Origin of the sequence: Xaviernesmea oryzae (assembly GCF_900109605.1) — a bacterium.
In the GTDB taxonomy this organism is placed as follows: Bacteria; Pseudomonadota; Alphaproteobacteria; order Rhizobiales; family Rhizobiaceae; genus Xaviernesmea; species Xaviernesmea oryzae.
In genome coordinates this window covers 1-13579 of sequence record NZ_FOAM01000021.1, presented here as the reverse complement: position 1 = coordinate 13579, position 13579 = coordinate 1, and the positions used below count along the sequence as shown (strand labels likewise).

The 13579-nt window shown below is 61.8% G+C and carries 12 protein-coding genes; 7 read left to right on the top strand and 5 right to left on the bottom strand.

What is annotated here, in order from left to right; all coding sequences use genetic code 11:
* Positions 1-11 precede the first annotated feature (11 nt).
* The 4 genes from BMX61_RS20935 to BMX61_RS20920 are packed head-to-tail and all read left to right on the top strand — an operon-like array spanning position 12 to position 4272.
* Positions 12-1565, top strand: coding sequence for a sugar ABC transporter ATP-binding protein (locus BMX61_RS20935; protein WP_075625531.1), 1554 nt, complete (start codon positions 12-14; stop codon positions 1563-1565).
* Positions 1562-2593, top strand: a complete 1032-nt coding sequence (locus BMX61_RS20930; protein WP_075625530.1) for an ABC transporter permease — start codon at positions 1562-1564, stop codon at positions 2591-2593. Before BMX61_RS20935 ends, BMX61_RS20930 begins: the two co-directional genes overlap by 4 nt.
* A 20-nt stretch (positions 2594-2613) precedes the next feature.
* Positions 2614-3615, top strand: coding sequence for a dihydroxyacetone kinase subunit DhaK (locus BMX61_RS20925; protein WP_075625529.1), 1002 nt, complete (start codon positions 2614-2616; stop codon positions 3613-3615).
* A gap of 3 nt (positions 3616-3618) precedes the next feature.
* Positions 3619-4272 carry a dihydroxyacetone kinase family protein gene (locus BMX61_RS20920; RefSeq protein ID WP_075625528.1) on the top strand — a complete coding sequence of 218 codons (654 nt, stop codon included), beginning with the start codon at positions 3619-3621 and terminating at the stop codon, positions 4270-4272.
* A 213-nt stretch (positions 4273-4485) separates the two neighbouring features.
* On the opposite strand, the gene BMX61_RS20915 is transcribed toward BMX61_RS20920, so the two are convergent.
* The 3 genes from BMX61_RS20915 to BMX61_RS20905 form a co-directional block, all read right to left on the bottom strand.
* On the bottom strand, positions 4486-4887 hold the full coding sequence (locus tag BMX61_RS20915) for a response regulator (protein ID WP_075625527.1): 402 nt from the start codon (positions 4885-4887) through the stop codon (positions 4486-4488).
* Positions 4884-6833 (bottom strand): PAS domain-containing sensor histidine kinase, encoded by a 1950-nt coding sequence (locus BMX61_RS20910; protein WP_075625526.1) that lies wholly within the window; start codon positions 6831-6833, stop codon positions 4884-4886. The genes BMX61_RS20915 and BMX61_RS20910 overlap by 4 nt, the downstream gene beginning before the upstream one ends.
* A gap of 525 nt (positions 6834-7358) precedes the next feature.
* Positions 7359-7796: a MarR family winged helix-turn-helix transcriptional regulator gene (locus tag BMX61_RS20905; RefSeq protein ID WP_075625525.1), complete on the bottom strand. Its 438-nt coding sequence runs from the start codon at positions 7794-7796 to the stop codon at positions 7359-7361.
* A 174-nt stretch (positions 7797-7970) separates the two neighbouring features.
* Here BMX61_RS20905 and BMX61_RS20900 point away from each other — a divergent pair, with 174 nt between their 5' ends.
* Positions 7971-8396 (top strand): organic hydroperoxide resistance protein, encoded by a 426-nt coding sequence (locus BMX61_RS20900; protein ID WP_075625524.1) that lies wholly within the window; start codon positions 7971-7973, stop codon positions 8394-8396.
* 526 nt (positions 8397-8922) lie between these two features.
* On the opposite strand, the gene BMX61_RS20895 is transcribed toward BMX61_RS20900, so the two are convergent.
* A complete protein-coding gene (locus tag BMX61_RS20895) occupies positions 8923-10488 on the bottom strand; it encodes a helicase HerA-like C-terminal domain-containing protein (RefSeq protein ID WP_075625523.1) in 1566 nt (521 codons plus the stop codon).
* Positions 10489-10905: 417 nt separating this feature from the next.
* On the opposite strand from BMX61_RS20895, the gene BMX61_RS20890 reads away from it, so the two are divergent.
* Together BMX61_RS20890 and BMX61_RS20885 are read left to right on the top strand one after the other, a co-directional pair.
* Positions 10906-12285 carry a hypothetical protein gene (locus BMX61_RS20890; RefSeq protein WP_075625522.1) on the top strand — a complete coding sequence of 460 codons (1380 nt, stop codon included), beginning with the start codon at positions 10906-10908 and terminating at the stop codon, positions 12283-12285.
* A 74-nt stretch (positions 12286-12359) separates the two neighbouring features.
* Positions 12360-13091: a CatB-related O-acetyltransferase gene (locus BMX61_RS20885; protein WP_075625521.1), complete on the top strand. Its 732-nt coding sequence runs from the start codon at positions 12360-12362 to the stop codon at positions 13089-13091.
* A gap of 169 nt (positions 13092-13260) precedes the next feature.
* On the opposite strand, the gene BMX61_RS20880 is transcribed toward BMX61_RS20885, so the two are convergent.
* A partial coding sequence (locus tag BMX61_RS20880) for a transposase (protein WP_139198957.1) occupies positions 13261-13579 on the bottom strand: 319 nt, incomplete at its 5' end.

Genomic DNA, 13579 nt, shown 5'->3' with positions numbered 1-13579 from the left:
AGGACATTTCCGTGACGGCACTTGCACCGAACGCGCAGCCACAGGCCGCGCTCCTTGAACTGCGCAACATTCAAAAATGGTTCGGCGGCGTCCATGCGCTGCGCGGCATCGATCTCACGCTGCAGCCGGGCGAGGCCTATCATCTCCTGGGCGAGAATGGCTGCGGCAAGAGCACGGTGATCAAGATCGTCTCCGGTGCTCACCCGCCGACGTCGGGCGAGATCGTCCTGAACGGCAGGAGCTATGCCGCGCTCACCCCGATCCAGTCGCTCGCGGCGGGCATCGAGACCGTCTATCAGGACCTGTCGCTGCTGCCCAATCTCACGGTTGCCGAGAATGTGGCGCTGAGCGAGCAGCTCGTGCGCGCGCAAGGGCGGCTCGCCCGGCTTTTCGACCGCAAGCGCCTGCGGGAGACGGCCGAGCGCGCACTTGCCGCCGTGGGCCTGCCGACCGATCGCGCCTTTCTTGGCACGATCGTCTCCGACCTGCCGCTCGCCTCGCGCCAGCTGGTCGCCATCGCCCGGGCGATTGCCACGCGCGCGCGCCTTGTCATTATGGACGAACCGACGACATCGCTGACCCGTCGCGAAGTCGACAATCTGATCAAGGTGGTCGAGCGCCTTCGGGCCGAAAATGTCGCCGTGCTCTTCGTCACGCACAAGCTGGACGAATGCTACCGGATCGGCGGCCATGCCATCGTCTTCCGCGACGGCCAATGCGTGGCCCAGGCGCCGATCGCCGATTACAGCAAGCGGCAGCTGGCCGAACTGATGACCGGACGCGCCATCGACGCCGAGCGCTACCGCACGGGCGTGCCTCTTTCGGGCACGCTGCTGCAGGTGGAGGGACTGACCGCCGACGGCGTCGAGAACGTGAGCTTCTCGCTCGGCCGGGGCGAGATCCTCGGGATCACCGGCCTGGCCGATTCCGGGCGCAACGAGCTCGCCATGGCGCTGACCGGCGTGCTGCCGGCCAAACGCGGCAGGCTCACGCTCGATGGCAAGATCGTGTCCGTGCGCTCGCCCGCCGAAGCGATCGGGCACGGTATCGGCTACGTTCCGGAAGACCGGCTGGCAGAAGGCCTGTTCCTCGACAAGTCGATCCTGGACAACGAGATCGCCCTCATCGTGCGCCGCCTTGCCGGCGCTTCCGGCATCGTCGATCGGCAGGAGGGCCGGCGCCTTGCCGAGCGCCTGTCGCAGGAGATGCGGCTGAACACCAGCGATCTCGATCTGCCTGTGGGCGCGTTGTCAGGCGGCAACCAGCAGCGCGTGCTGATTGGCCGCTGGCTCAGCATCGGCCCGAAGCTCCTGGTGCTGCACGGCCCGACCGTCGGCGTCGATGTCGGCTCCAAGGACACGATCTATCGCGTCATCCAAGCCTTGGCAGAGGCCGGCATGGGTCTCGTGATCGTCAGCGACGATCTGCCTGAGCTTCTGCAGAACGCCGATCGCATCCTGGTGATGAATGGCGGCCGCATCGTCGAGGAGGTCGAGGCCGAGCGCGCGACCGAGGATCAGCTTTACCAAGCCATGCTGACGACCAGGACGGAGATTGCGCCATGACCCCTTCCTCAGAGACGCTCGCGGCCGCGCCCTCCGTGTCGGCCCGCGCCGGCTTTGGCGCGCTTGTCCGCCGCCGCCCGGAAACCATCACGGCGCTGCTGCTCGTGGCGATCTGCGGTACGGTGGCGGTCGTCAATCCCGCCTTCCTGCAGCCAGCGACCCTGATCGATATCGGGCGGGCCAGCGTGGTCATGGGCCTGTTCGCGCTCGGCGTTTTCATCATTCTCGCCGCCGGCGGCATCGACGTCTCCTTTACAGCCGTTGCGGCCTTGACGATGTATTCCATGACCGTCCTGGCGCAGAGCATCCTGCCCGACCTGCCGATCGCCGTTATCCTGCTCCTCTCGACGCTGGGCGGCGCTGGGCTCGGCGTGATCAACGGCCTGCTCGTCCACCATCTCAAAGTGCCCTCGCTGATCGTCACCATCGGGACGCAATATCTCTATCGCGGCTTCCTCCTGTCCTTCATCGGAACGGTCTGGATCATGTCGCTACCGCCACAGATGGGCGCCTTCGGGCGCATGCCGCTTCTGCAATTCTCGGCCGCCAATGGCGCCACGATCACGCTGCCCTTCTATTTCCTGGTGCTGCCTGTCGCCGCGCTGGCGACGTGGTGGATCCTCAACCGGACATTGATGGGCCGGGCGATCTTCGCCGTCGGCGGCAATGCCGACATCGCCAGCCGCCTCGGCTACAGCCTGCGCACCATCCATATCTTTCTGTTCGGCTATGCCGGTGCGCTGGCCGGGCTCGCCGGCATCATCCATGTCTGCGCCAATCGCCAGGCCAATCCGTTCGACCTCGTCGGCACGGAGATCAACGTGATTGCCGCCGTCGTGCTCGGCGGGGCGCGCATCACCGGCGGCACGGGCACAGTGCTCGGCACGATGCTGGGCGTGCTGCTGATCGTCGTCATCAACAGCGTGCTGGTGCTCGTCGGCATTCCCAGCACCTGGCAGCGCCTCGTCGTCGGCAGCTTCATTCTGCTGGCCGCCGCCTTTTTCGTCACGCGCCAGCGCAAGAAGTAAGATCTCATCTGGAGGACAGTATGAAGAAGTTCCTGAACGATCCCGGCAGCTTTGTCGACGAGATGCTGGAGGGCATCTACAAGGCACATCCGGCCGTCACCCATGTCGGCGACGATCTGCGCTGCCTCGTCACCGCAAAGGTGAAATCCGGCAAGGTCGGCCTTGCCACCGGCGGCGGCTCGGGCCATCTGCCGACCTTTCTCGGCTTCGTCGGCGATGGCATGCTCGATGGCGCAGCTGTCGGCGGCGTCTTCCAGTCGCCCAGCGCCGAGCAGATGCTGGACGTTACCAAGCACATCGACCAGGGTGCAGGCGTTCTCTACATCTACGGCAATTATTCCGGCGATATCATCAATTTCGATATGGCTGCGGAACTGGCCGATCTCGAGGGCATCACCGTTCGCCAGGTCGTCGGCAATGACGACGTCGCCTCTTCTATTGTCGGCGAGGAACATAAGCGGCGCGGCGTTGCCGGCATCTTCTTTCTCTACAAAGCCGCCGGCGCAGCTGCTGCCGAGGGCCTACCGCTCGATGAGGTCACGCGCCTGGCAGACAAGGCCCGCCAGCGCACCCGCACCATGGGCGTGGCACTATCGAGCTGCGTCGTGCCCGAAATCGGCCATGCCACCTTCTCGATCGGCGAGGACGAGATGGAAATCGGCATGGGCATCCATGGCGAGCCCGGGATCAGCCGCAAGACACTCGCCCCCGCAGATGCCGTGGTCGACGAAATGATGGAGCGCATCTTCGCCGAGACCGACTATCAGGCGGGCGATGAGGTGGCGGTGCTCGTCAACGGTCTCGGCGGCACGCCGCTGGAAGAGCTCTACATCCTCTTCCGCCGGGTTTCACAGCTGCTCGAAGCGCGAAGCGTCACGGCAAAGCATGTCTGGATCGGCGAATTCGCCACGTCGATGGAGATGGCGGGCGCCTCGATTTCCCTTCTGCATCTCGATGCGGAGCTGGAGCGGCTGATCGCCGCGCCGGCCGACACGCCCTTCTTCCAGCACATCGCGGGGTGAAAGATGACGCGCGAGACATTGAATGCCGCTGACCTCATCGAGCTCTTCGAGCGCTGGAAGGAACTCTTCGCCGACCAACGTGACGTCCTCATCGCCCTTGACGGAAAGGTGGGCGACAGCGACCTCGGCATCACCATGAGCAAGGCCTTCGCCGCCGCGTCGGAAGCCGTTGCGGCAGAAGGCGCCTCCGCCGGGCTTGGCAAGCTTCTGCGCACCGCCGGCGCAATCATGGCCCGTACCGCACCATCGACCATGGGCACGCTGACGGCCACCGGCTTCCTGCGGGCCAGCAAGGCAGTCGACGGAATGGAAGTGCTCGACACCGCAGCGATGGCCGCCTTCTGGCGCGCCTATCGCGACGGCGTCGCCGAGCGCGGAAAAGCCAAGCTGGGTGACAAGACGCTTCTCGACGTGCTCGACCCGATCGCCACCACGCTCGAGGACGCAGCGCAGAACGGACTTGCGCTGCCAGAGGCGCTGAACCGGGCGGCGGATGCGGCGGACGCAGCACTGGAGGCAACGAAAGCCATGCTGGCGCAGCACGGCAAGGCCGCCGCCTTCCAGCAAAAGACCATCGGCCTTCAGGATGCTGGCGCGACCGTCGGCGTCATGCTGATCCGGCATATGGCCACATTCGCATCGGGCCAAGGCATCTGACTGCCGGAGTTTTTGTGCGGAGGCTCGGTTTTCCATGCTTCCGCACAGATAAACTCCTGGCCGCCGACACGCTCAGGCGGGTGACTTCAGGATACAGGATCCAGCATGCGGGCCGAGCGAAGACAGGACGTCCCATGCACCCCGGCGCTTACTTACCGGGTTTGGGACGATGCCCTCCTTGTACGCCTCAACAGCGCCAACGGCACGGCGGCGTCAGCCGGTTGCGGCTTCGCCGTCGCCCTCTGCTGCCAGCCCGGCCAGCATGGCCATGTCCTCGCCCTTCAGCGGCTTTTCCACATAGGCGCGCACGAAGTCATAGCTATGGGCTCGCTTTCGGTCGGCCGGCAGGTGGGAGCTGGTGAGCATGACCACCATGGGGCTGCGATCCTTAAGCAGGCGGGCCAGATGTTCGAGAAATTCAAACCCGTCCATCACGGGCATGTTGACGTCGAGCAGGATCACGTCGGGTCTGCCGGCCTGCACCACGTCGAGCGCCTCGCGACCGTTTCGCGCCTGGAGAACCGCGATGTCAGGGTTGAACTTGCGGATCGTGTAGCCGGCAATGAAAAGGTCGGACTCGTCGTCATCGACCATCAGAATGGAGGCAAGCGTCATGGGCAGGTCCTTGCCGGAAAACGTACGACGAAAGCACTGCCCTTGTCGAGCGGGTGATAGGCCACGGAGCCGCCCAGATGCTCGACGCTCTTGCGCAGGATATAAAGGCCCAGCCCACTGCCCTGGCTGTGGCCGGGGTGAAACCGGCGAAACATCTGGAACAGGTGGCGCTGCTGTTCGGAATCGATGCCGAGCCCGTTGTCGCTGACGGTAATGGAGATCATATCGCCCTCCAGACGCAGGAGAACCCGCACATAGGGCGCCTCTTCCTGCGGATCGGAATATTTGATCGCATTGGAAATCAGATTGTCGAGGATCATCTGCACGCGGGAGATCTTCGTGGCGATCACCAGATCCTTGTCCGCCTCGACGGAAAAGGCGATGCGGCGCCCGCTGCCGATGAAGCGCAGCCGCTCGATCGTTTCGCGCACGGCATCCGCCAGCGCCAGCTCGGCCGCCGGCTCCTCCAGAAGCTTGGTACGGGTCAGCGCGATGATGTCCTGGATCAGCCGGTCCAACCGGCGCAGCCCGCCATCGATGCGTTCGATCACCTGCGCTACGGCCTCGGGCGGCGCGCCATCCTGCGTCATCTCGCGGGCGATGGCGGCGAGGCCCAGCGCGGAGGCGATGGGCGAGCGCAGATCATGCGAGGTGCGGTAGGAGAATTCCTCCATCTCGGCATTGGCCTCCAGCAGCGCGCGTTCCTGGCGCTTGCGCTCGGAAATATCGCGCACGATTCCGCTATAGATCACCTGATGCGGCAGCTCGATGCGGGTGACGGCAAGATCGAGCGGAAAGGTCGTCCCGTTGCGGCGCAGGCCTTCCACCTCGCGACCGATGCCGATCACCTTGGCCCGGCCGGTCGCGTGGTAGTTGCGCATATAGCCGTCATGGTCGCGCCTGTAAGGGTCCGGCATCAGCATGCGGACATTCTGGCCGAGCATGTCGCGCGCGGGATAGCCGAAGATGCGCTCGCAGGCGGCGTTGATCGACAGGATCGTCCCGCGCTCGTCGATGGTGATGAAGCCGTCCACCGCCGTCTCGATGATGGCCGCAAGGCGCTGCTGGCTCTCGGAAAGCTGGGCCGCCACATCGGCATGACGCTGGGCGTTGCGGAAGGCGTAGACCACCAGCACGGTGAAAATGACGCCGGATGCGAGCAGGACGGCGGCCAGAATATCATGCGTTTCCGGCCCCGAGAGCAGCGGCACCGCGCCTTCGGCACTGCTTTCCAGCCCCAGCAGCGTGAGAAGCAGCAAGAGAACATAGGTGGCCGAAGCGAGCATCGCCGCAACCGTCTGGCGGTGATAATCGAGCAGGCGCACATGATGAAAGATCAGCGCCAGCGACAAAGCGAGAAAACAGAGCGTCGTATAGGGCGAGACCACTTTCAGCGGCAGCCAGCGTGGCTCGACGCCAAGATGCAGCGCGTAGGTCAGAATGGTGCCGGCGGCGATCATGAACACAAGCGCCGGCAGCGCGATGCTCCAATGCGACGGGCCGCCTTTCAAGATCGTGCGCAGGATCGCCAGGTCGATCAGGATGAAACAGAGCGCCGTTCCGCCGACGACATGTTTCGGCTGCCGTGCCGCGTGGGCAAAGAGCCGCGGCAGAAGCGCATCGAGACCTGGATCCCAGTTGAAAACATCGAAAATCAGCGAGTCGCCGGCGATCGCGATCGACAGCAGGCAAAATATCGTTCCGGCTTTGCGGGCATCCGCAAGCATCATCCAGAGGGCAAGGCCCGTAAGCACGAAACAAAGGGCCGAGATCAGTTCGGTGACGAAGATCGCCGGATAATCAGCAACGACGGCGGCAGGCTGCACAATCCAAAGCAGAAGAACCACGCCGCCCAGCATGATGCAGAGGACGGCGGCAGCATGGCCACTGATCGACATCAACCGCCCACCCAAACCGGGCGTCTGGGCAAGCGTGGTTACGGACATAGGAGGCCGTCCCCCAAGTCACCCGAGCTCCGCACCATCCGCTCGCGTCTCTCGCCCCTATGCGCGATGGCGTAGGACGCGCGCGGTGAGGATGGGCGCGCTGTGGAACCCGGCGCTCTCCCCGATAACATCCTGCTGGGTCGGTCGGCATATGTCCTCATGCCGTTCGGTCCGTCGCAGCCCCGCTCTCCAACGCGTAGGCCGCAAATGCCTCATATCTAAATCTCAGAATTGTGCCCCTCCCGAATCATCCCGCCTTTGAGAGTAACGCAGGGCTTGAAGAAGGAAAGATCGACGAAGGGCGAAGCAAAGGATGGGAAGGCGACCGGAAAACGCGGACAGGCCAGGTGTCAGGCGACTTAAGTCTTTGACTTAAAACAGAAATAGACGTTGAATTGCATGGGCGGCGCGGACACGTCGTCTAGCAGGTTTTAGCCCTTTGTGATCGTCGAGGGCGCCAGGCTGCACTTCAAGCCGCTGTATCCTTAAGGTTGAGTTCGGAGACGTGCACGCGCAGGCGACGTCTCAGGATATCGATGGCGCCGCCGCGCCGAGTTGCGTGGTCAGATCCCGAAGCTGGCGCTGCAACGCCTCGGTATCGCTGAGACTGCAGCCGACCGCAGCGCCGATGGCCTGATGGATCGCCCCGATGTCCGGCCGGAGACGCTCACCCTTCTCCGTCAGCTGAATCAGCACTTGGCGTTCGTCGCGCGCATCGCGCAGCCGCGTAACCAGCCCAGCCGCGTCCAGCCGCTTCAACAAGGGCGAAAGCGTGCCGGAATCCAGGCTCAGCCGCTCGCCGATCGCCTTGACTGTCAATTTCCCCTCCTCGAACAGCGTCAGGAGTACGAGATATTGGGGATAGGTCAGCCCGACCTTGTCGAGCAGCGGCTTGTAGGCGCGGTTGAAGGCGTGGGCCAGCGCATAGACCGAAAAGCAGAGATGATCCGCCAGCCGGGGCATAGGCGCACTTGCGCCGTCCTCGGCGTCAGGTCGGTCAGCAGGGGCGTCTGGCTTTGTCATAAGTTTCTTATCGCAAATTCAGACCATCGCGGCAATTTGCAAAATTGGATTGCGCATCATTTAATTTTGCGCTATCAGAAAATCATTATCCATGTTGAACCTCAGGAGTTGACCATGCCGATCCTTTACACCACCAAGGCCACCGCAACCGGCGGCGGCCGCGCCGGCCACGCCGCCACCGAAGACGGCGTTCTCGACGTTACGCTGACGGTGCCCAAGGCGCTGGGCGGCGACGGCGCCACCGGCACCAATCCCGAACAGCTCTTCGCCACGGGTTATTCCGCCTGCTTCCTCGGCGCCATGCGCTTCGTTGCTGGCCAGAAGAAGATCAAGGTTCCCGACGACGCCAAGGTAACGGCGACCGTCGGCATCGGTCCGCGTGATGACGGCACCGGCTTCGGTATCGAGGTGTCGCTTCTGGTGGACCTGCCTGGTGTCGAACGCAGCCAGGCCGAAGAACTCGTGGCCGCCGCCCACATCGTCTGCCCCTACAGCCACGCCATGCGCACGGCTACCGAAGTCGACGTCTCGCTCGCCTGAGCCGGCGTGCTCGCGCCACCCGCCAGCCTCTTAAAAGACATGCCGGCGGGGTTCGACGATAGGAGAGGCAGACGGTTTTTGCGGAATACTCTTCCGCGAAAGCTCGGCGATGGCCTGGCGTTAGGGAACGGTGTCATGCGTGATGCGCCACATGGGCGCCGCTTGAAAAAGGCGGCGCCCGACGGTAATATCAAGGAGTGGCCACCGAAGTTCGAGCCTCGGTGGCCTGCGCTTAGACGAGGAATGTGACCCGCACGTATGCTTGCCAGCCCGTGCGGGTTTTCCTTATGCTAAGCGTGATGCTCACAGGGAAAAACCCCATTTGCGTCACTCCTTTCGAGAGCAAAGCCCTTGCCTTGGGTCGGGGAGGCTCATCGTCCCCGATGCGCCGGCTGGCAGGCGCCTACTGCTTCCGCTCTCGAAACCCTAAATCGCCCCACCATGCCGCATGCGTCGACGCATGGCCTCGTCAAGATGCGCCCGCCGGCGCTATGGCGAAGATGAGAGGGTTTTGCGCGCCAAGTTTCTACCGCTTGAGGCTGCCGAGAATGCCGCGAACTAGCGCGCGCCCGAGCGAAGAGGCGACCGTGCGCGCGACGGACTTCATGGCCGCTTCGGCTACTGTTTCGCGCTGATAGCCGGCCCGACTAGGCTTTGAGGTCTTGGCCTGCGTCTCCTCCTGATGGCCGAAACCGGGCAATGTCCAACGGCTAGGCGGCGGATCGGCCTCGGCCTCGCGGGCCGCCTTTTCTGCCTGGACCTGTTCCTGTGCCTTGGCGGCACGGGCATTCAGGATCTCATAGGCCGACTCACGGTCGATATCGCGATCATAAAGCCCGGCGACGACGCTTGTTGCCAGCAGCTGCCGGCGCTCGTCATCGCTGATCGGCCCGACGCGGCCGGACGGCGGACGGATCAGCGTGCGCTGGACCATGGAAGGCGCGCCCTTGCCTTCGAGCGTGGAGACCAGCGCCTCGCCGGTGCCGAGTTCCGTGATCGCCTCGGCGCAGTCGAAAGCCGGATTGGGGCGAAAGGTTTCGGCCGCCGTCTTCACCGCCTTCTGCTCGCGCGGCGTATAGGCGCGCAGGGCATGCTGAACCCGGTTGCCAAGCTGAGCGAGCACGGTTTCCGGGACATCGAGCGGATTTTGCGTGACGAAATAGACGCCGACACCCTTGGAGCGGATCAGGCGCACCACCTGTTCCACCCGCTCCAGAAGCACGCGGGGCGCATCCTTGAACAGAAGATGGGCCTCATCGAAAAAGAACACGAGGCGCGGCTTTTCCGGATCGCCGATCTCGGGCAGTTCCTCGAACAGCTCCGAAAGCAGCCAGAGCAGAAAAGTGCCATAAAGCCGCGGATTCATCATCAGCCTGTCGGCGGCGAGCACGGAGACGATGCCGCGCCCTTCCGCATCCGTGCGCATGAGATCGGCGATCTTCAGCGCCGGCTCGCCGAAGAACTGGTCGGCGCCCTGCCCCTCCAGCACGAGAAGCGCGCGCTGGATCGAGCCGAGCGAGGATTTGGAGATCAGCCCATAGCGCGTGGACAGCTCACCCGCATGCTCCCCCATATAGGTCAAAAGCGCCTGCAGGTCCTTCAGGTCGAGCAGGGGGAGGCCGCCTTCGTCGGCGATCTTGAAGGCGATGGCGAGCACGCCTTCCTGCGCCTCGCTCGCATCCATCAGCCGGGCCAGCAGCAGCGGCCCCATTTCCGAGACGGTGGCCCGCACCCGGTGGCCCTTCTCACCGTAGAGATCCCAGAAAATCGCCGGAAAGGCTTCAAAGAGATAGGGCTGCAGCCCGATCTCGGCCGCGCGCTTGAGCAGAAAATCCTTCGGCACGCCCTCGGCCGCGATGCCCGAGAGATCGCCCTTGATATCGGCGCAGAAGACCGGCACGCCCGCTTTGGAAAAGCCCTCGGCCAGAACCTGCAGCGTCACCGTCTTGCCGGTGCCGGTCGCGCCGGTGATCAGCCCGTGGCGATTGGCAAAGCGGAGATCCAGATACTCGCCCTCCCCCGCCTCGCTCCCGCCGGGCGGCTGATGCCCCATGCCGCTCGTCCCGATAAAGATCTTTCCGGTCTCCAGCATGCCGCCTGCCTCCCTGCCTTGTTTTCACGCCGCACCGACGTCAGCGCCCGATGGCACCGAGCACAGGTTTAACGCAAATTTCCTCTTGCTGACCACTGCTTTCGCGCGAAGAGGGTGGCGGACATGCCGGCAAGAGTGGATGGCCGGGGAAATTGCCGGCTGCGGTGGCAGGCAATGGGTCTCAGGCCAGATTGAGGGAGGTTCGCGTGTGGTATGGCGCAAGCTTGACAGCACGATCAACGGCTCTGAAAAACACCGGCGGATTGCTGGTTACCGGATTGATAGTCGGCAAACAGCGCCGCAAGGGCCGCTTGTTGCCAGCGCTTCATCCGTCCGCTATTCCTCGCGCGGCGGAACGCCTTGCTGCACATGCGCTATAATCCGGCGCCGCGGTCTGGAAGCTTGAAGGAAGTTGTCATGTCGATCTGCATCTGCGTCTCTGGTCAGATCCGGGCTCCCGATGCGTCCTTCCGAAACCTTCTCGAGGCAACAAAGGGCTCAGACGTCACCTTTGTCTTTTCGGTTTGGTCCAAAATCGGGCGTCGGTCTGACGGATTTGTTTCCTCGGCTCAGTTATTCCGGATGTTTGATATCGATGTTTGCTGGGCAATGACATGGTCGTGGCTGTCGAGACGGATTACGGACTTCAGTCCTGAAATTTTCCACTACGTGGAGGCTCAGGCGGATATTCAAGCGCGCACGCCCGTCGCCGATCTTATACGCGGCTACTTTCCCGACGCTGTCATTGATGTCGAGCAGCCTGACGAACTGGATCTCTCCTTTAACGAAGTCCGCCAGGACATGAACAGCTTGCGGATGCTGTACAAAGTATGGCGCGCCAATGAAATCAAACGCAAAATCGAAGCTCGAACAGGTAAGAAATTCGATTATGTGGTCAGGATGCGGTCCGACTTCCGTCTCAACTATCTGGATGAAGACCTCATTCGCCGAAAGTGCACAGACACGCACATTTTCGTCGATGGCCGTATCCCGGGAACGCTCTGGGCGGATGACAGCCTTGCGATCGGCACTTCCGAGGCGATCGATATCTACGCGTCCCTTTTTGGCCGCGCCATCAGCGAGCGGTCTCGCTGGGATTATATTCATCGGGACTTGGCGCGACATTTGGAAGAAAACAGCATTTCCTTCAGCGTCTACGGTCATCATGGATACATCACTCCGGACAAAACCTTGACACTGGTGGAGACAATAGCCTGCCTCCAAAAACAACAAGCGTCGGGGCACTCCTGGACGGGTGTTCAGGAAATTTCCCTGCTGAGCCTGGAGACCATCAACCACATCCGCCGCGGTAAACATTCACTGGCGGAGCAAAGCTTGGCCAAGGCCATTGAAGTGTGCGCGTCAGAGTCGCTTCAGTGCGACGGCCTGCTTTTCAGTGCCGCGTTGCTGGAAGGAAAAATTGGCAATGTCGCACAGGCCCTGGTGCTTATCGTGCTAAGCTCGGCAAGCCGTCGTGCGATTGATGCCGATCAGCATTGGGAGGTTTCCAGACGCGTCGTCAAGCTTTGTGTCCGCCTAGAGGACTTGTTGGCAGTGGACAATCCTGCCGGGTTTGCAGACGAGACAGTGGAAGGGATGACTGTAAAATCCGCGTCTCTCGGACAATTGCTGGCGTTGGCCCGAAAACAACTGGGCCAGGATTTACCAGAAGCATTTTCCACGCAATTTCGAACGCTCATTTCGACCGCTGCTTTTGAGCATTTTTTACAACTTGAAGACGCCTCCCGCAGGTCGGCTCTGGTCAAACTTCGTGAACGGACGCTGAGACTGAATTGAATCATTACCCGCATCGGCCGCATAGACGCGCAGCTTATCATGTGCGGTAGGGATCAGGTTTTCGAGATAGCCGCATGATATATATTCGCGTAACAGACGACATCGAAGCAAGACTCAAAGCTCAGAACGTTATCGTTCCCGCTGGTGCGCATGTTTACGCGCCTCAAGGTTTCGAGATCCACGCGCCGTTCGGCCTGTTTGCTGGCTGCTCGTTCGAAAACGCCGCGCATCTCGGTGCCTTCTCGTATTCGTGGTCGTCACTCAACCGCATCAAGAAGATCGGTCGCTATTGCTCGATTGCCGCAAATGTCAGCTTTGGCGCTGTAGAGCATCCTACGGATTGGCTGAGCACTTCGGGCGCCCTGTATGACCGGCACTTTCTGGGCGGCGGTTTCATTCCGTCCGATAGCGCATTTCAAATCCGCAGCCTGGATGGAAGCGAACAAAAGCGGCAGGATATCACAATCGGAAACGATGTCTGGATCGGCGAGAGAGCCTATATTCGAGGCGGGGTAAACTTGGGAGACGGTTGCATTATTGGCACTAATGCCGTGGTAACGAAGGATGTACCTGCCTACGCGATAGTCGTCGGCAATCCCGGGCGGGTCGTAAAGATGCGTTTTACGGACGAGATCATCCAACGTCTTTTAGAGAGCAAGTGGCATGAATATTCTTATTTGGACTTCAAAGGCATGGCCGTAAACCACGTAGAGAAGTTTTTATACTTATTCGAAAAGCGGGTCGCACGGGGCGTATTCGAACCTTATGTTGCGCCGCAGATTCGATTTCCGGATGACTTCACATAACGAGTTCCAGGTAAGCCGATCCAGCAGCGTATCGGTGCAAAATTCGAATTGGTTTCCGCCCAGTATAAGCCGTATATTCAGGCATTGAAAGCGCCCTTAGGACGGATTGCTTTAATAAATCATTCCACTTCATGTAGAAGCTCTCCGAGACTTGTTCGCAGCATGCGCCCTAGGTCCTGTTGACAAAGTATGGCAGCCATATCTTAGCGGCAGCCAGGGCGAGAAATGCTGAGAAGGATTTTCGGGTCTTGTCGTATCGGGTCGCAACGCGACGGAACTGCTTGAGGCGGTTGAACATCCGCTCAATGCGGTTTCGATCCTTGTATGCCCGGAAGTCACAGGCAGGCGGGTTCTTCCGGTTGGCCTTCGGCGGAATGACTGGCCTGATCCCATGGATCAGGAGTTCCTCGCGCAGGAAATCACCGTCATATCCTTTGTCGGCGAGGAACAGTCTCGGCTTGCCGACAGGTATCGCCAGCAGGTCCGGA